The sequence below is a fragment of the Rhodococcus sp. NPDC003383 genome (genome assembly GCF_053589115.1).
The window spans coordinates 34373-54203 of record NZ_JBSFRG010000016.1; the positions used below are offsets into that span (position 1 = coordinate 34373).

At 68.3% G+C, this 19831-nt stretch carries 19 protein-coding genes and 5 tRNA genes; 11 read left to right on the forward strand and 13 right to left on the reverse strand.

What is annotated here, in order from left to right; translation table 11 throughout:
* The first annotated feature begins 2 nt into the window (after positions 1 to 2).
* Both pstA and pstB read left to right on the forward strand, forming a co-directional pair.
* Positions 3 to 914 carry a phosphate ABC transporter permease PstA gene (gene pstA / locus ACWDTS_RS15550; RefSeq protein WP_450110390.1) on the forward strand — a complete coding sequence of 304 codons (912 nt, stop codon included), beginning with the start codon at positions 3 to 5 and terminating at the stop codon, positions 912 to 914.
* A 54-nt stretch (positions 915 to 968) separates the two neighbouring features.
* Complete coding sequence (gene pstB / locus ACWDTS_RS15555; RefSeq protein ID WP_450110391.1) at positions 969 to 1745, forward strand: phosphate ABC transporter ATP-binding protein PstB; 777 nt, start codon at positions 969 to 971, stop codon at positions 1743 to 1745.
* A gap of 79 nt (positions 1746 to 1824) precedes the next feature.
* On the opposite strand, the gene phoU is transcribed toward pstB, so the two are convergent.
* The 6 genes from phoU to ACWDTS_RS15585 form a co-directional block, all read right to left on the reverse strand.
* A complete protein-coding gene (gene phoU, locus ACWDTS_RS15560; RefSeq protein ID WP_450110392.1) occupies positions 1825 to 2535 on the reverse strand; it encodes a phosphate signaling complex protein PhoU in 711 nt (236 codons plus the stop codon).
* 99 nt (positions 2536 to 2634) lie between these two features.
* Positions 2635 to 4605: an LCP family protein gene (locus ACWDTS_RS15565; protein ID WP_450118581.1), complete on the reverse strand. Its 1971-nt coding sequence runs from the start codon at positions 4603 to 4605 to the stop codon at positions 2635 to 2637.
* Between the two features lie 480 nt (positions 4606 to 5085).
* Complete coding sequence (dusB, locus tag ACWDTS_RS15570) at positions 5086 to 6228, reverse strand: tRNA dihydrouridine synthase DusB (RefSeq protein WP_450110393.1); 1143 nt, start codon at positions 6226 to 6228, stop codon at positions 5086 to 5088.
* 136 nt (positions 6229 to 6364) lie between these two features.
* Positions 6365 to 7318 carry an acyl-ACP desaturase gene (locus ACWDTS_RS15575; RefSeq protein ID WP_450110394.1) on the reverse strand — a complete coding sequence of 318 codons (954 nt, stop codon included), beginning with the start codon at positions 7316 to 7318 and terminating at the stop codon, positions 6365 to 6367.
* Positions 7319 to 7586: 268 nt separating this feature from the next.
* Positions 7587 to 8192, reverse strand: a complete 606-nt coding sequence (locus ACWDTS_RS15580) for a DUF937 domain-containing protein (protein WP_450110395.1) — start codon at positions 8190 to 8192, stop codon at positions 7587 to 7589.
* 128 nt (positions 8193 to 8320) lie between these two features.
* Positions 8321 to 8776, reverse strand: coding sequence for a hypothetical protein (locus ACWDTS_RS15585; protein ID WP_420749916.1), 456 nt, complete (start codon positions 8774 to 8776; stop codon positions 8321 to 8323).
* 142 nt (positions 8777 to 8918) lie between these two features.
* Here ACWDTS_RS15585 and ACWDTS_RS15590 point away from each other — a divergent pair, with 142 nt between their 5' ends.
* Positions 8919 to 9539, forward strand: coding sequence for a hypothetical protein (locus tag ACWDTS_RS15590; RefSeq protein ID WP_450118546.1), 621 nt, complete (start codon positions 8919 to 8921; stop codon positions 9537 to 9539).
* 24 nt (positions 9540 to 9563) lie between these two features.
* On the opposite strand, the gene ACWDTS_RS15595 is transcribed toward ACWDTS_RS15590, so the two are convergent.
* Positions 9564 to 9636: transfer RNA gene (locus ACWDTS_RS15595), tRNA-Lys, on the reverse strand.
* Positions 9637 to 9893: 257 nt separating this feature from the next.
* Here ACWDTS_RS15595 and ACWDTS_RS15600 point away from each other — a divergent pair.
* The 8 genes from ACWDTS_RS15600 to ACWDTS_RS15635 all read left to right on the forward strand — a co-directional run bounded on the left by ACWDTS_RS15600 (position 9894) and on the right by ACWDTS_RS15635 (position 14321).
* Positions 9894 to 10544: a TetR family transcriptional regulator gene (locus tag ACWDTS_RS15600; RefSeq protein WP_450110397.1), complete on the forward strand. Its 651-nt coding sequence runs from the start codon at positions 9894 to 9896 to the stop codon at positions 10542 to 10544.
* A 110-nt stretch (positions 10545 to 10654) separates the two neighbouring features.
* Positions 10655 to 10727, forward strand: a tRNA-Glu gene (locus ACWDTS_RS15605).
* A gap of 46 nt (positions 10728 to 10773) precedes the next feature.
* Positions 10774 to 10847: transfer RNA gene (locus ACWDTS_RS15610), tRNA-Asp, on the forward strand.
* Positions 10848 to 10887: 40 nt separating this feature from the next.
* Positions 10888 to 10964, forward strand: a tRNA-Phe gene (locus ACWDTS_RS15615).
* Positions 10965 to 11034: 70 nt separating this feature from the next.
* Positions 11035 to 11108, forward strand: a tRNA-Asp gene (locus ACWDTS_RS15620).
* Between the two features lie 168 nt (positions 11109 to 11276).
* Positions 11277 to 12515, forward strand: a complete 1239-nt coding sequence (locus ACWDTS_RS15625) for a glycosyltransferase family 4 protein (RefSeq protein ID WP_450110430.1) — start codon at positions 11277 to 11279, stop codon at positions 12513 to 12515.
* Positions 12515 to 13246 carry a class I SAM-dependent methyltransferase gene (locus ACWDTS_RS15630; RefSeq protein ID WP_197254586.1) on the forward strand — a complete coding sequence of 244 codons (732 nt, stop codon included), beginning with the start codon at positions 12515 to 12517 and terminating at the stop codon, positions 13244 to 13246. The genes ACWDTS_RS15625 and ACWDTS_RS15630 overlap by 1 nt, the downstream gene beginning before the upstream one ends.
* 25 nt (positions 13247 to 13271) lie before the next feature.
* Complete coding sequence (locus ACWDTS_RS15635) at positions 13272 to 14321, forward strand: prenyltransferase (protein ID WP_450118547.1); 1050 nt, start codon at positions 13272 to 13274, stop codon at positions 14319 to 14321.
* Positions 14322 to 14406: 85 nt separating this feature from the next.
* Here ACWDTS_RS15635 and ACWDTS_RS15640 read toward each other — a convergent pair whose 3' ends face one another.
* The 6 genes from ACWDTS_RS15640 to ACWDTS_RS15665 all read right to left on the reverse strand — a co-directional run bounded on the left by ACWDTS_RS15640 (position 14407) and on the right by ACWDTS_RS15665 (position 19771).
* Positions 14407 to 15069: a class I SAM-dependent methyltransferase gene (locus ACWDTS_RS15640; protein ID WP_248673572.1), complete on the reverse strand. Its 663-nt coding sequence runs from the start codon at positions 15067 to 15069 to the stop codon at positions 14407 to 14409.
* A 126-nt stretch (positions 15070 to 15195) separates the two neighbouring features.
* On the reverse strand, positions 15196 to 16134 hold the full coding sequence (locus ACWDTS_RS15645; RefSeq protein ID WP_450118548.1) for a DUF1254 domain-containing protein: 939 nt from the start codon (positions 16132 to 16134) through the stop codon (positions 15196 to 15198).
* Positions 16135 to 16262: 128 nt separating this feature from the next.
* Positions 16263 to 16631, reverse strand: coding sequence for a carboxymuconolactone decarboxylase family protein (locus ACWDTS_RS15650; RefSeq protein ID WP_450110400.1), 369 nt, complete (start codon positions 16629 to 16631; stop codon positions 16263 to 16265).
* Positions 16628 to 17527, reverse strand: coding sequence for an NAD(P)-dependent oxidoreductase (locus ACWDTS_RS15655; RefSeq protein ID WP_450110401.1), 900 nt, complete (start codon positions 17525 to 17527; stop codon positions 16628 to 16630). Before ACWDTS_RS15655 ends, ACWDTS_RS15650 begins: the two co-directional genes overlap by 4 nt.
* Positions 17524 to 18273 (reverse strand): SDR family oxidoreductase, encoded by a 750-nt coding sequence (locus tag ACWDTS_RS15660; RefSeq protein WP_450110402.1) that lies wholly within the window; start codon positions 18271 to 18273, stop codon positions 17524 to 17526. Before ACWDTS_RS15660 ends, ACWDTS_RS15655 begins: the two co-directional genes overlap by 4 nt.
* 13 nt (positions 18274 to 18286) lie before the next feature.
* Positions 18287 to 19771 carry an aldehyde dehydrogenase gene (locus tag ACWDTS_RS15665; protein ID WP_450118549.1) on the reverse strand — a complete coding sequence of 495 codons (1485 nt, stop codon included), beginning with the start codon at positions 19769 to 19771 and terminating at the stop codon, positions 18287 to 18289.
* Positions 19772 to 19831: the final 60 nt, after the last annotated feature.

Sequence of the window (19831 nt, forward strand, 5' to 3'; positions counted from 1 at the left end):
CGATGTCGACCACCGTTCTCGACGCCCCCGTCAAGGGGCCGACCTTCCGAGGTGTGGGAGTACGCCGGCGTCTGGCCGACTACACCGCGACCGTCCTCGTCACCCTCTCGGTGCTGGTCGCGCTGGTGCCGCTCGCGTGGGTGCTCGTCACCGTGATCGCGAAGGGCCTGCCCGCGCTGCTCTCCGCAACGTGGTTCACCCATTCGCTCAGCGGCCTGACCGCCTCGTCGACCGGCGGCGGCATCTACCACGCGCTCGTCGGCACACTCATGCAGGGACTGGTCTGCGCGCTCATCTCCATCCCGATCGGCGTGTTCGTCGCGATCTACCTCGTCGAGTACGCGGGCGATTCGAAACTCGCCCGGATCACCACGTTCATGGTGGACATCCTCAGCGGTGTTCCCTCGATCGTCGCGGCACTGTTCATCTACGCCCTGTGGATCACCACCTTCGGATTCCCGAAGTCGGCGCTGGCGGTGTCGCTGGCGCTGGTGCTGCTCATGGTGCCCGTCGTGGTGCGCAGCACCGAGGAGATGCTGCGCATCGTGCCGCAGGATCTGCGTGAAGCGTCGTACGCCCTCGGCGTCCCGAAGTGGAAGACGATCGCCCGCATCGTGCTGCCGACCGCGCTGCCCGGCATCATCACCGGCATCATGCTCGCGCTGGCCCGCGTCATGGGCGAGACCGCGCCGCTGCTGATCCTGGTCGGCTACGCACCCTTCATCAACTTCAACCTGTTCGGCGGTGAGATGGGCTCGCTGCCGGGCGTCATGGTCGCCGAGATGAACAACCCCACCGAAGCCGGTTCCATGCGCATCTGGGGCGCCGCCCTGACCCTCATCCTGGTCATCGCCGTGCTCAACATCGCCGCCAAGCTCATCGGCCGCTTCTCGCAGATCGGCACCTCGAAGTAGCCGGCCCGCCCGCCACCACTCGTCGAGTTCGAAACACCATTTAGGGAGCCGACAATGGCCAAGCGTCTGGACCTGAAGGACGTCAACATCTACTACGGCAAGTTCCACGCCGTGTCCGACGTGACCCTGTCGGTGCCTCCGCGCAGTGTCACCGCGTTCATCGGCCCGTCGGGCTGCGGCAAGTCGACGGTGCTGCGATCACTCAACCGCATGCACGAGGTGACCCCGGGCGCGCGCGTCGAAGGGTCGGTGCTGCTCGACGGCGAGGACATCTACGACCCGTCGGTCGATCCGGTCGGCGTGCGCAAGACCATCGGCATGGTGTTCCAGCGCCCCAATCCGTTCCCCACGATGTCGATCCGCGACAACGTCGTCGCCGGCCTGAAACTGCAGGGTCTGCGGGACAAGAAGAAGCTCGACGAGATCGCCGAGAAGTCGCTGCGCGGCGCGAACCTGTGGAACGAGGTCAAGGACCGGCTCGACAAGCCGGGCGGCGGACTGTCGGGTGGTCAGCAGCAGCGCCTGTGCATCGCCCGGGCGATCGCGGTCTCGCCGGACGTGCTGCTCATGGACGAGCCGTGCTCGGCGCTCGACCCGATCTCGACCCTCGCCATCGAGGACCTGATCACCGAACTCAAGCGGGACTTCACGATCGTCATCGTCACCCACAACATGCAGCAGGCCGCGCGGGTGAGCGACCAGACCGCGTTCTTCAATCTCGAGGCCACCGGCAAGCCGGGCAGGCTCGTCGAGATCGACGACACCGAGAAGATCTTCTCCAACCCGACGCAGAAGGCCACCGAGGACTACATCTCGGGCCGCTTCGGATAGGCATCCACCGAGTTCCGGAACGAGTGGGGCCCGGCCGGAGAATCCGGCCGGGCCCCACTCGTGCGCTGCGTCGCGTGGGCTACTGTTCGGCGTCCGGGTGGACGGTGAGGTTGTCGACCTTGTTGCGGAAGGCGCGGAAGTCGTCGTCGGTCGGCAGCTTGCCGGTGACGAGGAAGACGACCCGACGCCCGACCTCCACGGCGTGGTCGGCGAAACGCTCGTAGAAGCGGCCCAGCAGCGTCACGTCGACGGCGGCGGCGACCCCGTGATCCCAGTTCCGGTCCATCAGGACCTTGAACAGGTGACGGTGCAGGTCGTCCATCGCCTCGTCCTCCTCGTGGAGCCGCGCCGCCCGCTCGGGGTCGCGGGTCTCGAGGATTTCCTTGGTGGCCGCGCCCAGTGCCACGGCGATGCGCCCCATCTCGGCGAAGTAGCCGTTCACTTCCTCGGGCAGCACGTGGTTGGGGTGGCGCCGGCGCGTGGCCTTCGCCACGTGCAGGGCCAGCGCCCCCATCCGGTCGATGTCGGCGACGATCTGGATGGCGCTGACGACGGCCCGCAGGTCGCCGGCGACCGGCCCCTGGAGGGCGAGGAGCGCAAAGGCCTTCTCCTCGCAGAGCGCACTGAGTTCGGTGATCTTGTCGTGCTCACCGATGACGATCTCGGCCAGTGGCAGATCGGCATGGAGGAGGGCATCGGTGGCCCGTTCCATGGCGAGGCCGGCCAGCCCGGCCATCTCGCCGAGGAGGTCGGCGAGCTCTGTCATCTGTTCGTTGTAGGCGACGCGCATAATTTCACAGCCTACGGCGGTGAGAAAGCCACGTCACAAGCGCTGGGTGAATGCTCGGTGAACGACCGGGCCGAGCGGTCGGGCGCGGATCGTGACCGGTCAGCTGCAGGAGTCGTCGCCGGCGTTCGTCACCGCGAGATCGACGGGAAGCTCGATCGCGTCCGCGGGGGCGTCCTCGACGGGCATGGGCTTCAGGAGCGTGCCGGGAAGCCGAGGTTCCGCGATCGTGCCGTCGAAGCCCGACCCGAGCACGACCTCGACGACGCCGAGACGATCGGCGGAGGACGACAGCTTCTGGAGCACGGCACCGGGGATCATCGAGGCGACCGTGGCGGCTTCGGCTTCCTGGCCGGGGGTGAACCGCACGATCGTCTGCGCGCTGGTGCCGGAGTAGTTGCCGACGGCGTAGATGGAGTAGCCGTACGCGCCCAGCGTCTCCGCGGTCCGCGCGGCGAGACCGGCTTCACCGGAGGCGTTGGACACCTGCAGCGTGATGTACGACGTGTCGACGAATTCCTGGGCCGGCAGCACCGGTGCCGGCCCCGACGGTGCCGCCGTCGTGGCCTCGGCCGCGGTTTCGCTCGGTTCGGGTTCGTCCCGCTTCTCGCCGGGCAGCGGCTCGTCATCGATGATGGCCTGGAAGATCGCCTTGATGTCGTCCAGGCGCGGGATCTCGTTGCCCCAGTCGTTGGTGCCGTCCGTCGGCACGGTCAGGAAGGTGACCGCACCGGCGTCGACGTTCTGCAGGGAACGGCCGAGTTTGACCAGCGACTCGGTGTTGACGTTCTCGACGAAGGTGGCCTGGGTGAACGCGTTGATGAAGCCGTTGAGCTTGCCGGGATCGAGCAGCACCTTGTTGGACAGCGCCGACCGCAGGAGGGACGACAGGAACTTCTGCTGCCGGGCGATCCGGCCGTAGTCGCCGTTGCCCTCGGCTTCGACCTTGCGGGCGCGGACGTAGTCCAAGGCCTTCCGGCCGTCGAGCGTCTGCCGGCCCGCGTTCGGGAGGATCTCACCGAGCTCGCCGTCGATCAGCGGTGCGGTGGTGCACACCTCGACGCCGCCGATCCCGTCGACCATGGATTCGAACCCGGCGAAGTCGATCCCCACGAAATGTCCGATCTTCAGACCGGACATCTTCTGGATCACCTTCACCAGGCACTTCGGTCCGCCCAGCGCGTAGGTCGCGTTGAGTTTGTCGCCCTCGGCCTCCGGATAGATGTCGGTCGAGTAGTCGCCGGTGACGCTGTCCCAGCCGCGGCACACGGGACGTTCCACATCGAGGTCGCGGGGGAACGACACCGCGACGACCCGGCTGCGATCCGCAGGGATGTTGACGAGGATGACGGTGTCGGCACGTGCACCCTCCGCGTCCTCCACCGTGCCGGCGCCGATCGAGCCGCTCGCCCCGGCCCGGGTGTCGGTACCGACGATCAGGTAGGTCTCGTCGCCGGTCTGCCCGACCGGGTCGACGATGTCGGTGGACTCGGTGTCCAGCGCGGCGATCTGGGAGAAGCCTGCCTCGGTGGACCGCATGTAGCCCCAGATGCCGCCGGTGCCGACCAAGGTCAGCACCGACGCGAGGGCAACTCCTGTCCGGCCCAGAGCTGCGAGCCGGGACCTGCGTCTGCGTTTGCTGAGCGCGAGCCGGCTGAGCCCGTCGGTCCTGCCCGGCGGCTTCCGTGTGTCCGCGCCTGTGCGTTCCTCCGGCTGTTCCGGGGGCTCGACGGACTCGCCCGGATCCACCGCCTCGATCTGCACGGTCGGTTCGTCGTCCGGAGCCACCGGTTCGCTGCGCGGTCGGCGCGGGGGTGGCAGCGTCGTCGCGGTGACCCGCGGTGGTTCGACGACCGGTGGTCTCTCGGCCCGGGGCTGGGCGGCACCCCGGGCTGGTTCGGGAACCCGGGGTGGTTCTGCGATCCGGGTCTGTTCGGCGGCCGACTCCGGCGGCGACGGTGCGGGCCGGGCAGGCGGAACCGGCCGGGACACGGGCATCGACCGCACGGGCGGTGCCGGCGGAACCGGGGGCGGTACCGGCGCCGGCGGTTCGCGTCGGGCCGCGGGTGGCATCGGCGCAGGTGGTGTCGGCGGGGGTGGTGTCGGCGCAGGTGTCCGATCGGGTGGGGGAGCGGCCTGCTCGCGGCGTTCCACGGGGGCGCTGTCGCGGCCCACCTTGTTCATCAGGTCGGCGACGGTGAGCTGCTCGGAATCGCCGGGCTGCGCGGCCCTGCGGTTGCGGCCTTCGGTTCGGCGGGACGTCGCCTCGGGAGCGCTGTGCCGTCGATGCGGCTGGTCGGGGTCCTGTCGCTCCACGCGGCCGGTGTGCGCGATCGGACGTTCCCAGGGAGCGCGAGAGTCGGGCAGGCCCGAGTCGTGCTCCTCACCCACCGATCCCTCGCCTCTCCGCGGATGTCCCGCTTCTCGTTGCATCCGCCGTGTCGGCGACCCCGTCATGATACTGACCGACGAGTATTGCATCGAGATGTCCGACGGAATGCTCGGTATCTTCGCCGGTCCGGCGCGTCAGGTGCCGGTATGCGCCTGTGCGATCTAGCCGCCCGAATGCATCATGTCGGCACCGGCGGGCACCAGGGTGTCCTCGGGGTCGTCGAGCCATCCGTCGGGCAGGGCCACCGCACTGGGCGAACCCTGGCGGCCGCGGGGCCCTTCGGCGTCCTTCGGGAACGGCACGTCGGGATCGAGGCGACCGAGCAGGTCGTCGAGTTCGGCGAGGCTCGAGACGCGCGCGAGCCCGTTGCGCAGATCGGATCCGGCGGGGAACCCGCGCATGTACCAGGCGATGTGCTTGCGGATCTCCCGCATGCCCTTGTCCTCACCGTGGTGATCGGCGAGCAGCCGGGCATGACGCCGCATGATCTGCGCGACCTCCCCGAGCGTCGGGGGAGTGGGGATCTCCCGGCCGTTCAGTGCGGCCGACAGCTCCGCGAACAACCACGGGCGACCGAGGCAGCCGCGGCCGACGACGACGCCGTCGCATCCGGTCTGCTCCATCATCTTCGCGGCGTCGGTGGCGTCGAAGATGTCGCCGTTGCCGAGCACCGGCACACCGGTGACGTGTTCCTTGAGGCGCGCGATCTCGTTCCAGTCGGCGGTGCCGGAGTAGCGCTGGGCCGCGGTGCGGGCGTGCAGGGCCACCGCGGCGGCGCCCTCGGCCGCGGCGATGCGTCCGGCGTCGAGATGGGTGTGATGCTCGTCGTCGATGCCGATGCGGAACTTGACGGTCACGGGGATGTCGGTGCCCTCGGTCGCCCGGACCGCGGCCGCGACGATCTGGCCGAACAGGCGGCGCTTGTACGGCAGCGCGGAACCGCCGCCCTTGCGGGTCACCTTCGGGACGGGGCAGCCGAAGTTCATGTCGATGTGGTCGGCGAGATTCTCGTCGACGATCATCTTCGCCGCGGCGTACGTGATGTCGGGGTCGACCGTGTAGAGCTGCAGCGACCGCGGCGTTTCGGTGGGACCGAAGGTCGTCATGTGCATCGTCACGGGATGGCGTTCGACGAGCGCGCGGGCGGTCACCATCTCGCACACGTACAGGCCCGACGTGCTGCCGGCGCGTTCGAGCTCGAGTTCACGGCACAGGGTGCGGAACGCGACGTTGGTGACCCCGGCCATCGGGGCCAGCACGACCGGACTGTCGAGTTCGAGCGAGCCGATGCGAAGGCGGGACATGCAAACCTCGGAAAGAAACGATGTCGGAAGCAGGGGCGAGATTCCGCCCGAACTGAGCAACTGTGCCCGGCGCCGAAATCGTTCGGTGCCGGGCACAGGATATCCGGTGGACGCCACCGGCACGGAATCGCCGCGGTCAGACCGCGGCTTCGACGCGTCCGCGGCGCGCGGCCTCACGGGCCAGCGAGCGGTCGCGCATCTCCTCGAACTTCACGGCCTGACGTTCCAGTTCTTCGAGGAACGTGCCCAGCTCGTCGAGGGTCTCGGCGCCGTCGGCCCCGAAGTCGCGCTCGAAGATGTTCCACTTGCGCAGCACCGGCTGGACGACCTCGTCCAGGTGCTGGCGCAGGTCGTAGATGCCGTGCTTGGCCATGAGCACGCCGTTGCGGCGGAAGTTCGGCATTCCCGCACCGGGCATCTGGAAGTTCTTCAGAACCTGGGTGATCGCCTGCAGTGTCTGGACGGGCGCGACGTCGAGTGCGGCCTCGCAGATGTTGCGGTAGAAGATCATGTGCAGGTTCTCGTCCGCTGCGATGCGCTGGAGCATCTTGTCGGCGATCGGCTCGTCGCACGCCTTGCCGGTGTTGCGGTGCGAGACCCGGGTGGCCAGTTCCTGGAACGTCACGTACGCGACCGAGTGCAGCATTCCGGTGTCGCCGGGCGAGGAGAATCCGTTGGTCATGTGTTCCATGCGGGCGTTCTCGAGCGCGACCGGGTCGACACCGCGGGTCACGACCAGGTAGTCGCGCATGACGATGCCGTGCCGGTTCTCCTCGGCGGTCCAACGGCCGACCCACGTACCCCAGGCGCCGTCGCGGGAGAAGTTCTCGGCGATCTCGCGGTGATAGGACGGCAGGTTGTCCTCGGTCAGCAGGTTCGTGATCATCGCCGCCTTGGCGACCTCACCGAGCCGCGACTGCTCCGGGTCCCAGTCCACGCCGCCCATGGCCGCGAAGTTGCGGCCCTCGTCCCACGGCACGTAGTCGTGGGGGTGCCAGTCGCGCGCCATGGAGAGGTGCCGGTTGACGTTCGCCTCCGCTACGGGCTCCAGCTCGCGCAGTAGCTCCAGCTGAGTCATGACTCGCGTCATTCCGATTTCCCTCCGTGGTTGATTGACGCACTCCAGCCTACGGCACCGTAGGTTGCGTTCGGACGAACTGTAGGCACGATCGGTGGCGCGCATCTCGTCGTTTCGGACGAGTGCTTCAGATCACATCACGTGCCGTGGGACACGGTACAGGCTCCTGTGGGCGATCCCGACCACGACGCACGGTGATGCACGGAACGCACGAAAGTCGAGCCGTGACACGACTCGGGGCGGCGACATCGCAATGTCGCCGCCCCGAGTGGAGGTGTTGTCAGCGCTTGCCGCCGCCGAGCAGACCGCCCAGCAGGCCACCGAGTCCGCCACCGGCGTTGCCGCCCAGCACACTGCCGAGAACGTCGCCGAGTGCGCCTGCACCGCCGGAACCGCCCGCCGCGCTGCCGAGGAGACCGCCCAGCAGATCGCCGAGGCCGCCCTGGCTCGGAGCCGATGCCGTCGCCGTGGTCGCGCCCTGTCCGCCGCCGGTGAGCTGCTTGGCGATGAACGACAGCACGATCGGCGCGAGGATCGGCAGGAGCTTGGCGACCAGTTCGTTGCCGCCGGTGCCGTTGACGCCGCCGAGGGTGCTGATGACCTGGTCCTTGTTTTCACCGAACACGTTGGCGACGATCTTGCTGCCGTCCTCGGTGTCCACGTCGGCCACGTTCACGCCGCCCTCGACGAGGTCACCGGAGTGGTTGTCCAGGGCGGAGAGCAGCGAGGCGGCACCGGCCGGATCCTTCGCGTTGGCGTCGAGACCACCGACGAGGGTCGGCAGTGCGGCGCGCACGGCCGTCTCCGCGGTCTGCTGGTCCACGCCGAGCCGCTCCGCGATCTGAGCGACAGGAATCTGGGAGAGAAGGTCGTCGAGAGTTGCCATGAGAACCTGTCTGGGTAAGGGGCGCTCCAGGATGCGATTTGCCCGTTGTGGCGAAGCCTAACCAGTCGTTCCCCGTCAACCGTGCAAATTCGGCGCGCGTCGTTCGTGTGCCGAATGTCCGTTCTCGATCACACGCCGGACTGCGCTGTGGGCCTGCGCACGGAGAGCAGGCCGCACAGCAGTGCGACCACGGTTCCGCTCAGGAGCAGGACGAATCCGTTCTGGTTCGTGAGCACGGTGCTGTGGTTGTCCCGGATGTACTCGCCGAACGACTGCTGCACCCGCACCGCCAGCACGACGACGACCGCGGTGCCGAGGATCGCGCCGGCCCACGCGGCCGCGACCGAGTCGAACAGTGCCGCGACCAGCAGCAGGATCGCGGCTGCGGCCAACGGCAATGCGAGGGACAGGTGCAACGGCAGATCGGGGCCGGCGAGCGCGCTCAGTTCGCCTCCCTCGAAACCGTCCCGCAGCGAGGCGAGTGGAATCTCGGTTGCCCGCACGCCTCCGACGACGGGAAGGAACGTCCCGATCCCCACTGCGATTGCGGACAGGAACAGACCAAGGTCGACGAAACTCCGCATGCCACTCCCATCGATCGTCGGATCGTTTCCGTGAGCGACCACACGGTATCCAAATTCGGCGCCGATTCCCGGATGAAAGGCGGGGCCGTGCCGCGATCCGTAGGGTGGAATACGCACGAAACGGACAGAGGGAAGGTGCGACATGTCGGACGAGACGCTCGAATCCGGGGTCGCCCGGACCGGCGCGCCGAAGTGGGTGAAGAGGACCGCGTGGGTGTTGCTGGGGCTGGTGGCCTTGGTCGTCCTCTACTTCGTCCTCGCGGCGTTCGTGCCCCGCTGGTGGGCCCAGCGGATCGCGGGCCTCGCCGACGGTGGGATGGTGCGGGGAACGTTGTGGGGCCTGATGTTCGGCTTCCTGTGCACGTTCGTGCCGCTGGCGTTGTTGTCGTGGGTGTGGCGCGTGCGCGACTGGCGGTATCACCGCGGGCTGCAGATCGTGCTCGCGATCGTCGCGCTCCTGGTCGCCGTGCCGAATCTGATGACCCTGAGCATCGTGCTCGGTGGCGGCAACGCAGCCCACGCGGGTGAGCGCATTCTCGATGTGGACGGTCCCGGCTTCCGGGGTGCGTCTCTCATCGGTGCGATCCTCGGGTCCCTGGTGTTCGTGATCGCCGCCGTCGTGAGCATGCGTCACCGCAAGCGCGGTGAGGAACTGCGCCGCGCACGCGGCGAACTGGAACTGCAGCGCGCCGAGAAGGAAGCGGCAGCCGAGCGGGAAGTGCGGGAGCTGGAGCAGCGGAGAAAGTCCGACGCGGCGGACTGATCGGATCAGCCCGCCACGTCTCGGTGCCCCCAGTAGGGCTCGAACCTACGACCTGCGGATTAAAAGTCCGTAGCTCTACCAACTGAGCTATAGGGGCGTGGGCGCACAGTGTAACCACAGAGTGCCGCGCGGGGGTATCCGGGAACCGAAACTCTCTCGGTGGCTCGGATGCTCACCCCCTGCGTCGCACCCGAGCCGTAGAAGATCGTACCACCCGGTGTGTTCTTCCAGCGCCACCGTGGGGGACCGTTTGCGCTGCTACGCGCGGGTGCGGCGGCGATATCCGGAGGACGTCTACAGTTGTCCGCGGGGGCAGACTATTGAGGGGGCGGTCAGGTTCGGAGGCTTCACCCCATGGCACCTCAACAGGAACGCGCGAGGCGCACGCGGGCAGCGATCGTGGAATCCGCTGCGGCGGAGTTCTCCAAGCGCGGCTACGCGGCGGCGTCGATCAACACGATTCTCGAGCATTCGAACGCCACCAAGGGCGCGATGTACTTCCACTTCGACTCGAAGGAAGCGCTCGCCCGTGCCGTGCTCGAGGAAGGGCTCGCGCGATACCGAACGCTCGTCGACCGGTGGGTGCAGGCTCCCGGGCTCGATCCGTTCGAACGATTGCACGGAATGGTCACCGAACTCGCGGACGCCCTGCAGCGGGACGTCATCATCCGCGCCGAGTTCAAGCTCGTGATCGAGCCGGAGTTCGAATCCGAGGCGCGGTTGCGGGGCGGCTCCGTGTGGGGAACGGCCGGGTATCGCCTCGCGGAGGAGGCGCAGCGCGAGGGGCTGTTCCGGCCGGGCGCCGACATCCGGCGCTTCGTCGAGGTGATCAGTGCGGCGCTGGCGGGACAGCGGTACATGACCGACCTGACGTCTTCCGATGTCGACGTACGCGCGCGGTTCGAGATGTGCCTGGAGGTCCCGCTCGAGGCGATGGCGTCGCAGGAATGGCTCGACCGGTGGCGCCGGGAGGGTTGGCCGGCCGCGGCGAATCCCCCGCAATAGAGCCTGTGACCTGCTGATTTGTGAATCGGGAAAGCGGTGTCCTAAGCTATCCAAGCTCCCAACGGAACACGAACGCCGTTGAGGGTGCGGGTCGGAGCAATCCGGTCTGGGCCCCCTTCGTCTAGCGGCCTAGGACGCCGCCCTTTCAAGGCGGTAGCGCGGGTTCGAATCCCGTAGGGGGTACTCTTCGGTGTACACCGGAGGGTGCAGTACAAGTGAAGAATGTTCTGGCCCTGTGGCGCAGTTGGTTAGCGCGCCGCCCTGTCACGGCGGAGGTCGCGGGTTCGAGTCCCGTCAGGGTCGCAGAGAATATGCGATCGGCATTCGGTTCGGGTGCCGTCCCGGCCAGGTAGCTCAGTTGGTACGAGCGTCCGCCTGAAAAGCGGAAGGTCGCCGGTTCGATCCCGGCCCTGGCCACCATATAACTTCATACTTCGGACCCACCGTTCGCGGTGGGTCCTGCTGTGAGAATCCGTCAGGGTTCTTTCATGGCCCTGTGGCGCAGTTGGTTAGCGCGCCGCCCTGTCACGGCGGAGGTCGCGGGTTCGAGTCCCGTCAGGGTCGCTTCAGGCGAAGGCCCGGTATCGATGAGATACCGGGCCTTCGTCGTATACCGTTACTGATCTTCCGAAAGTATCCGGGCGGTCCCAGTGTCGTGACCTCGAACAAGAACATGTTCTAGAGTGGTGCGATCTTGGTCGGACGCCGCCGGCGACGAGGAACGAGGTGACCGTGCGAATTGCTCTCCTGTCGTACCGGAGTAAGCCGCACTGCGGCGGCCAGGGCGTCTACGTCCGGCACCTGAGCCGAGAACTCGCCGCCCTCGGGCACGACGTCGAAGTGTTCTCGGGCCAGCCCTACCCGGAGCTCGATCCCGGCGTCACCCTCACGAAGGTCCCCAGCCTCGACCTCTACCGCGACGACGACCCCTTCCGCACCCCGAAACCCCGGGAGTTCCGCGACCTCGTCGACGTCCTGGAGGTCGCGACGATGTGGACCGCGGGCTTCCCCGAGCCGCTCACGTTCAGCCTGCGGGCGGCGAAGCTCCTTCGCGCACGGGCCGGCGAATTCGACGTCGTGCACGACAACCAGTGCCTCGGGTACGGGTTGCTCCGCATCGCCGACGCCGGACTTCCCCTCGTCGCGACGATCCACCATCCCATCACCCGCGACCGCGAACTCGATCTCGCGCAGGCCACCACGTGGCGCCGCAAACTGACCCTGCGCCGCTGGTACGGCTTCCTGCGCATGCAGGCACGGGTCGCCCGCCGGATCGGAACGCTGCTCACCGTGTCCGAGTCCTCGGCGGACGACATCCGCACGGCGTTCGACGTCGACCGGGAAAGTCTGCACACGATCCCGCTCGGCGTCGACACCGAACTGTTCGCCCCTCCCGCCGGCGCCCGGGTGCCGGGACGCATCGTGTGCGTGGCGAGCGCCGACGCACCGCTCAAGGGCGTGTCGACGCTGCTCGGCGCCGTCGCCAAGCTGCGGACCGAGCGGACCGTCGAACTGGTGCTCGTCTCGAAGCTCGCCGAAGGCGGTGTGACCGCCCGGCTCATCGACGAACTCGGCATCGGGGACATCGTGCGCACCGTGTCGGGCATCGGCGACGCCGAGCTCGCCGCGCTCCTCGGTTCCGCGGAGATCGCCGCGGTCCCGTCGCTCTACGAAGGTTTCTCACTGCCCGCGGTGGAGGCCATGGCATGCGGGACACCGCTCGTCGCGAGCCGCGCAGGCGCGATCCCCGAGGTCGTCGGCGATGCCGGTGTGCTCGTTCCCCCCGGCGACGGCGAGAAACTCGCGGCAGCGCTCGCGGCGCTCTTCGACGACCCGGCCGAACGGGACCGGCTCGGTGCGGCGGCCCGGCAACGGGTCCTCGACCGGTACAGCTGGTCGGCAGTGGCCGCACAGACCGCATGCGTCTACGACGACGCGATCGCAGCGCAGACACGAAAGGCGAACCACTGATGCTGACCGTCGATTTCGACCGTCTCGGAGTTGCGCCCGGCCACCGCGCCATCGATATCGGCGCGGGCGCCGGCCGGCACTCCTTCGAGCTGTACCGGCGCGGGGCGGACGTCGTCGCGTTCGACCGGAGCGCGGACGACATGAAAGCGGTCGCCGAGATGTTCGCGGCGATGGAGCTCGAGGGCGAGGTCCCCGCCGGGGCACGCGCGCGCGCCGAAGTGGGTGACGCGCTCGAACTGCCTTACGACGACGAGACGTTCGATGTGGTGCTCATCTCCGAGGTGCTCGAGCACGTGCCGCAGGACGTGCGCGCGATCGAGGAGTTCACCCGCGTGCTCAAGCCGGGCGGGGTCGCGGCGATCACGGTGCCGCGCTGGTTCCCCGAGAAGATCTGCTGGGCACTGTCCGATGCCTATCACGAGGTCGAGGGTGGACACATTCGCATCTACAAGGCCGACGAACTCGCCGCCAAGCTCACCGCGGCCGGCCTGAAGATCCGCGGTCGCGACCACGCGCACGCCCTGCACGCGCCGTACTGGTGGCTCAAGTGCGCGGTCGGCGTCGACAACGACGATCACGTGCTGACGAAGGCGTATCACAAGCTGCTCGTGTGGGATCTGATGCACAAACCGTGGCTGACCCGCACCCTCGAATCGGTCCTCGATCCGATCATGGGAAAGAGCGTGGTCTTCTACGTCGAGAAGCCGGTAGTCCCCGTTGCGGCGCGCTGACAGGGGCGCACCAGCGGTTCCGTCGGTGCCGGGCGTGCTCTCCGCCCAGGAGTGCCTCCGCACCGGGCACGCCATCGCCGACATGCAGCAGTCCTCGGGAGCGATCCCGTGGTTCCCGGGCGGGCATACCGATCCGTGGGACCACATCGAATCCGCGATGGCGCTGACCGTGACCGGGCTGCGCGAGGAGGCCGAGGCTGCGTTCGAATGGTCGCGGCGCACCCAGCGCGCGGACGGGTCGTGGCCGATGCAGTTCCGCGGCGACACGATCGAAAACGCCGACTCCGACAGTAATTTCGCGGCGTACATCGCAGTCGGGGTGTGGCATCACCATCTCGTCACCGGCGACGTGCGGTTCGTCGAGCGCATGTGGCCGACGGTGAAGGCCGCACTCGAACATGTGCTGTCCATGCAGGCGCCCGGCGGTGAGATCTTCTGGGCTCGAAACGAATCCGGTATCGCGGAGGAAGCCCTCCTCACCGGGTGTTCGAGCATCCATCACGGTTTCCGGTGCGCGTTGCGTCTTGCGGAGGTCGTGGGTGATCCGCAGCCGGAGTGGGAGTTCGCGCTGTACCGGCTCGGGCACGCGCTGCGGCGGCACCCGGAGGTGTTCACCCCCAAACCGGAATACTCCATGGACTGGTACTACCCGGTCCTCGGGGGAGCCGTCCGTGGAACCGTTGCGCACGAACGCATCCGGGAACGCTGGAACGACTTCGTGGTGGACGGGCTGGGCATCCGGTGCGTCGATCACAAACCGTGGGTGACGGGCGCCGAGACGTGTGAGCTGGTCCTGGCCCTCGACGCGCTCGGAAGCAACACGCGCGCAAAGGAACTGTTCGCGGCGATGCAGCACCTGCGCGATCCGGACGGATCGTACTGGACCGGACTGGTTTTCAGTGACGGCAAACGCTGGCCGGTGGAGAAGAGTTCGTGGACGAGCGCCGCGGTGGTTCTCGCCGCCGACGCGCTCTCCCGCACCACCGGTGGCAGCGGACTGTTCCGTGACGCGGCGGCGCCTGCGGAACTGGTGGGTGCCGACCGCTGCAGCGAAGGCTGCGGCGTCCGCGTCTGACAGCAGCCGAGTCCGACACCGGCCGACGGAAAAGTCCGCCGCGCGGTGTATGCCCCGCGCGGCTGACTTTCTCGACGGCGGACGGTCACGCGCCCGGCAGGACCCCGACCGTGCCGCCCGTGCGTTCGAGAACTCGCAGCGACCCCGTCACCGACACCTCGGTGAACTCGCCGCTGTCGAGTGCGCGGCAGTAGATCTCGTACGGGGGACGACCGCCGTCGGCGGGGTCGGGGAACACGTCGTGGATGATCAGGGCGCCGCCGACGCGCACCCACCGCGCCCAGCCCTCGTAGTCGGCCTGCGCGGCCGCGCTGCTGTGACCGCCGTCGACGAACACGAACGACGCCGGGGTGCGCCAGAACCCGGCGACCTGCGCGGAGGCGCCGATCACCGCGACCACGTGCGTTTCGAGGTCGGCATCGGCGAGGGTGTGTCGGAGTCGTCCGGCCGTGTCGAGCAGGCCGGTGTGGGGGTCGACGAGTGTCTCGTCGTGGTACTCCCAGCCGGGCTGGTGTTCTTCCGACCCGTGGTGGTGGTCGACGGTGACGATCGTTCCGCCGGTCGCCTTCGCGGCCGCACCGAGGTACACCGTCGAGCGCCCGCAGTAGGTGCCGATCTCGACACCCACCCCATCGCCGAGATACCGCACCGCCGCGTCGTGCAGCGCCGTGCCCTCGTCCTCCGGCATGAAACCCGGTGTCGCCTCGGCAAGTTCGACCATCTCGCGGGGCAGCGTGGTGCGGGTCATCGGCACAGTCTCCGTTCGCTGGATTGCTGTTCGGTGGCTCACACTACCGACGGGAGCGGCGCCGCGGAACCACCGTCCCGAGATCATCGGAAGCGGAATCCGGTACCGCCCGGCTCGCCCCCGCGACTAGGGAGTGAGGGAGGGGAACCTCCAACTCCCGTCGAGGATTTCCGGCCGCGGCCGGTAGAGCCGCACGAGGTAGTTCCAGCCCTCGGTGATCGGAATGCTGTTGGGAGCACCGTCGGTGCCCCCGAACCGGACGGTGACCGAGCCGTCGTCGTTCGGGACGGCGGTGATGTTGTTGACGCTGTAGACGCCGCGGTCGTTGGGTTCGAAGTATCCCTTCGCGTTGTACACCGACAGGGACCAGAATCCGTCGACGGGTACATCGCGCACCGTCAGTTCGTACTCGCCGACCGGCAGTCCCGGGTCGACACCGATGTAGGTGGCCTCCTCGGTCGGGAGCCCACCCCATCCGGCGGCGGTACCGATGAGGTGGCGCACGGGGTCGACCTGGTCCTTGCGGCCGAACGTCCGATCGAACGCCGTGAGTCCGCGCGCCAGATCGAGCAGCGCATCGCGGGTCGCATCGAGGCTTGCGGTGTCGTACCCGGGAGACGTGAACGGGACCACCGAGCCCGCATCGATGCGGAACCGGTCCTGGAGTTCGGTCGCCGCACACACATCGTCCGCGTCGGCCGGATCGGCCAGGATCCGGACCGCGACGGTGACATACGACGTGGGGAAATCGCCGGAATCGAGACGGTGTTCGCCGGGATCGTGCAGGATCCGGTTCACGTAGTGGTCCTGGTCGACGACCATCACCGAGGCGTACCGGCGGCCGCAGTCGGGAACGGTGACGACCGCACCGGCCGAGACGTCGACGACCGCGAAGCTGTAAAGGGTGTCGCGGTTCAGCCGGATCACCGTCTGGTGTTCGACCGACGCCGCTTCGCGATTGTGGCGCAGCACGTTGACTCCGCCGCAGTCCCGCTGGAGGTCGGAGAACATTCGATCCGTTTCCGCACGAACGAAGTTGTCCACATTCACCGGAATGCCCGTCATGTCGGCGAGCCTAGCGGCGTCGTCGCGGTCCCGCGGCGTGAAACGCCCATCGATTCCGCGTGAAACGCCCATCGATTCCGCGTGAAACGCCCACCGGTTCCGGGTCCAGGAATCGGTGGGCGTGGCGATCACGAGCGCGCGGCGGCCCTGCGCTGATGCAGCACCTTGCCGACGGTCGTGTCGAGCTTGGTGCCGAGCGGCCAGCCGACGTAGTGGCACAGGAACAGTGCGATCTCCCGCAACTGCTCTTCGTCGAGTTCCTCGTTCTGCAGCGCCGCGTTGATCTGGATCTCGGCAATGTCGGTCAGGCCTTGCGCGGTCAGCGCACCCAGTAGCAGCAGCCGACGGTCCCGGATGCTCAATCCGGGGCGGGTCCAGATCTCCCCGAACAGGTGATCGGCGGTGTAGGCGAAGTGGTCGCCGGGCCCGTCCTGCATCTCCCAGCCGTAGACCTTCGACATCATGTCGAGGCCCCGCTGTCGTCGTTCGTCGGTCACGCGTTCTCCTTCGTCGAACGTTGTTGTGCCAGTTCGCCGGGGCCGACACCGAGCCCGGTGCCGAGATCGGCGAGTGCCCGGGTGCCGAGCGGCAGGTCGACGCCGAGCCGCTCGCCCAGCTCCAGCGCCAGCGTCAGGTCCTTCTCGCCGAGCGACCGCGCGTGCGCGAGGATCGGGAACCACGGATCGTCCGGTGCCAGCGCAGCGGTGGTGTCGCGCAACATGATCGCTCCGGCTCCGCCGGTGATCGTGTCGGTGTGCCGCACCACCTTGCCGAGTGCGGTGATGTCGAGCCCGGCGGCCTCGGCCAGCCGCTGGGCTTCCGCGGCCGCGTTGAACGAGATGAAGTGCAACAGGTTGCGCGCCAGCTTCATTCGCGTTCCCGCTCCGACCGGACCGGCGTGGACGACGAGACCGGCCCAGGCGCCGAACGGCTCGCGGACCTTCGCGAACGCCTCTTCGTCCGCGCCGACCATCACGGCCAGTGTGCCCTTCGCGGCACCGACCGCCCCACCGGAGACCGGAGCATCGACCAGATGGACGCCCCGCTCGGCGCAGACCGCGGCGAGGTCGACGGCGGTGGTGTCGGAGATCGTCGAGTGCACGGCGACGACGGTGCCGGGCCGCGCGGTCGACAGCAGGCCGTCGGGTCCGGCGACGACCTCGCGCACCTGCGCGTCGTCGAGCACCGTCACGGAGACGACGTCGCACGTGGCGGCCAGTTCCGCAGCACTTCCGGCGGCGGTCGCGCCGGCCGCGGTGAACGGTTCGACGGCCTCGGGGCGCATATCGAGCACCGTCAGTCCACCGGGCCAGTCGAGGAGCCGCTTGGCCATCGGCGCACCCATGTTGCCCAGGCCGATGTAGCCGACGGACACGTCGGAAGGCGCGGTCACGACCGGATCACCTGCCCGCCGTCGACGTTGAAGATCTGCCCCGTCACCCAGCCGGCCTCGTCGGACAGCAGGAACAGGCACATGCCCACCAGGTCCTCGGGCGTGCCCATCCGCTTGAGCGGGAGCCTGCCGACCATGTCCGCCACCATGTTGCCGGGCGTGACGGTGCGGGTGGCCTCGGTGTCGATCGGTCCGGGGGCGATCGCGTTGATCCGAATGTTGTTGCCGCCGAGTTCGACCGCGAGCTGCTGGGTCAGACCGTTGACGCCGACCTTGGCCAGGCCGTAGAACCCCGAGTAGAGCCACGCGGCGGTCGACGACTGGTTGACGATCGAGCCGCCCTTCTTCCTCATGTGCGGCCACACGGCGCGCGTGACGTTGAGTGCGCCGTCGAGGTTCACGCTCATGAACTTCTTGTAGTAGTCCCACGGCACCGTGAGCAGCAGGTCCAGTTTCATGCCGCCGTAGATCGCGGCGTTGTTGACCAGATGGTCGATCCCGCCGTAGGTCTCGACGGTCCTGGCGGCGAGTTCGGTGGCCGAGTCCGGGTCGGCGACGTCGACGGGCAGGAAGACGGCGCTGCCGCCGTCCGCGACGATCTGTTTGGCAACCTGTTCACCGGCCTCGGCGTTGAGGTCGGCGACCACCACGTTCGCGCCCTCGGTGGCGAGCGCCCGGGCGTAGGCCTCGCCGATTCCCTGCGCGCCACCGGTGACGATGGCGGTTCGATCGGTGAAACGTCCCATGTCGTGAACCTTTCTAGGACGCCGCGGGTTCCGCGACGAGCTTGGTCTCCAGGTATTCCTCGAAGCCGGCCACACCCATTTCACGGCCGATTCCGGATTGCTTGTAGCCGCCGAAGGGCGCGTCGGCGGCGTACCAGATGCCGCCGTTGACACCGAGGGTGCCGGTGCGGATCCCGGCGACGACACGGGCGACGCGGTCGGGGTCGGTGCCCCATACCGAGCCGGACAGGCCGTAGGGGGAGTCGTTGGCAATGCGCACCGCGTCGTCGTCGCCGTCGTGCGGCAGGATCACCAGGACGGGACCGAAGATCTCCTCCTGGGCGACGCGGGCGTTGTTCTCCAGGCCCGCGATCAGGGTGGGTTCGACGAAGAAGCCCTTGTCGTGCTCGGCGGGACGGCCACCGCCGACGACGATCGTGCCGCCCTCCTCGACCGCCAGTTTCAGATAGCCCTCGACGCGGTCACGCTGCCGAGCGGAAATCAGTGGCCCGCACACAGTTCCGGGTTCGTTCGGATTGCCCGGGCGAATGCCGCGCAGCGCTTTCGCGGTGAGTTCGACGGCCTCGTCGTAGCGTTCGCGGGGGACGACGAGACGGGTGGTGATCGCGCAGCCCTGCCCGGCGTGCGTGCACACGGTGAACGCGGCGATCGAGCAGGCGCCCTTCAGGTCGGCGTCGTCGAGGACCACGAAGGCGGACTTGCCGCCGAGTTCGAGGAAGACCTTCTTGAGCGTCTCGGCGGCCGCGCGCATCACGGCCTTGCCGGTCGCGGTCGAGCCGGTGAAGGAGACGAGGTCGACGCGCGGGTCGGCGGCGAGCCGGGCGCCGACGGAATGGTCGCTCGACGTCACGATGTTCACCACGCCCGGCGGGATGTCGGTCTCCTCGGCGATGATCCTGCCGACCAGCGCTGCGCACCACGGGGTGTCGGGTGCGGGCTTGAGGACGACGGTGTTGCCGGCGGCGAGCGCGGGACCGATCTTGGCGAAGTTGATCTGGTGCGGGAAGTTCCACGGGGTGATCGCGCCGACGACACCGACGGCTTCCTTGAGCAGGTAGCGGTGCGTCGGGATGCCCATGGGGCTCGCGTTGCCGAGATCCTGCTTCCACTCGTACTTTTCGGCGAGGTCGGCGAACCACAGCAGGTCGTCGACCGGGCCTTCGAGATGTGCTGCGGAGGTGAGGAATCGGGGCGCGCCGACCTCGGCGATGGTGATCTCGCGCAGTTCCTCGATGTGCCCGCGTAGTGCGTCGCGCAACTGGCGCAGGCAGCGGGCGCGGAAGGCGTGGTCGCGGGACCAGTCGGTGGTGTCGAAGGCCTGCCGGGCGGCGGCGATGGCCGCGTCCATGTCGGCGGCGGTGCCGTCGGCGGCGTGGCCGAGCGTTTCCTCGGTCGCGGGATCGCGGGTCTCGAAGGTGCCCCCGGAGCCGGGGACGAGTTTGCCGTCGATCAGCAGGGGAGTGCTGTCGGTCGGGCTGTTCCTGGGGCGCAGGGCCATGTGTGGTGCTCCCGTTCTGGCGGTTCGGTGGCAGACGTCGGTCGACGTGGAGCGTGTGAC

What these genes read in the sequence shown, in the direction of transcription:
- ACWDTS_RS15600 (WP_450110397.1), top strand. Translation starts at nt 9,894, where the DNA reads ATGGCACCTCAACAGGAACGCGCGAGGCGCACGCGGGCAGCGATCGTG.
- pstA (WP_450110390.1), top strand. Translation starts at nt 3, where the DNA reads ATGTCGACCACCGTTCTCGACGCCCCCGTCAAGGGGCCGACCTTCCGA.
- ACWDTS_RS15565 (WP_450118581.1), bottom strand. Translation starts at nt 4,605, where the DNA reads ATGCCACCCGCGGCCCGACGCGAACCGCCGGCGCCGGTACCGCCCCCG.
- ACWDTS_RS15575 (WP_450110394.1), bottom strand. Translation starts at nt 7,318, where the DNA reads ATGACGCGAGTCATGACTCAGCTGGAGCTACTGCGCGAGCTGGAGCCC.
- pstB (WP_450110391.1), top strand. Translation starts at nt 969, where the DNA reads ATGGCCAAGCGTCTGGACCTGAAGGACGTCAACATCTACTACGGCAAG.
- ACWDTS_RS15590 (WP_450118546.1), top strand. Translation starts at nt 8,919, where the DNA reads ATGTCGGACGAGACGCTCGAATCCGGGGTCGCCCGGACCGGCGCGCCG.
- ACWDTS_RS15585 (WP_420749916.1), bottom strand. Translation starts at nt 8,776, where the DNA reads ATGCGGAGTTTCGTCGACCTTGGTCTGTTCCTGTCCGCAATCGCAGTG.
- ACWDTS_RS15630 (WP_197254586.1), top strand. Translation starts at nt 12,515, where the DNA reads ATGCTGACCGTCGATTTCGACCGTCTCGGAGTTGCGCCCGGCCACCGC.
- ACWDTS_RS15640 (WP_248673572.1), bottom strand. Translation starts at nt 15,069, where the DNA reads ATGACCCGCACCACGCTGCCCCGCGAGATGGTCGAACTTGCCGAGGCG.
- ACWDTS_RS15580 (WP_450110395.1), bottom strand. Translation starts at nt 8,192, where the DNA reads ATGGCAACTCTCGACGACCTTCTCTCCCAGATTCCTGTCGCTCAGATC.
- ACWDTS_RS15645 (WP_450118548.1), bottom strand. Translation starts at nt 16,134, where the DNA reads ATGACGGGCATTCCGGTGAATGTGGACAACTTCGTTCGTGCGGAAACG.
- ACWDTS_RS15660 (WP_450110402.1), bottom strand. Translation starts at nt 18,273, where the DNA reads ATGGGACGTTTCACCGATCGAACCGCCATCGTCACCGGTGGCGCGCAG.
- phoU (WP_450110392.1), bottom strand. Translation starts at nt 2,535, where the DNA reads ATGCGCGTCGCCTACAACGAACAGATGACAGAGCTCGCCGACCTCCTC.
- ACWDTS_RS15665 (WP_450118549.1), bottom strand. Translation starts at nt 19,771, where the DNA reads ATGGCCCTGCGCCCCAGGAACAGCCCGACCGACAGCACTCCCCTGCTG.
- dusB (WP_450110393.1), bottom strand. Translation starts at nt 6,228, where the DNA reads ATGTCCCGCCTTCGCATCGGCTCGCTCGAACTCGACAGTCCGGTCGTG.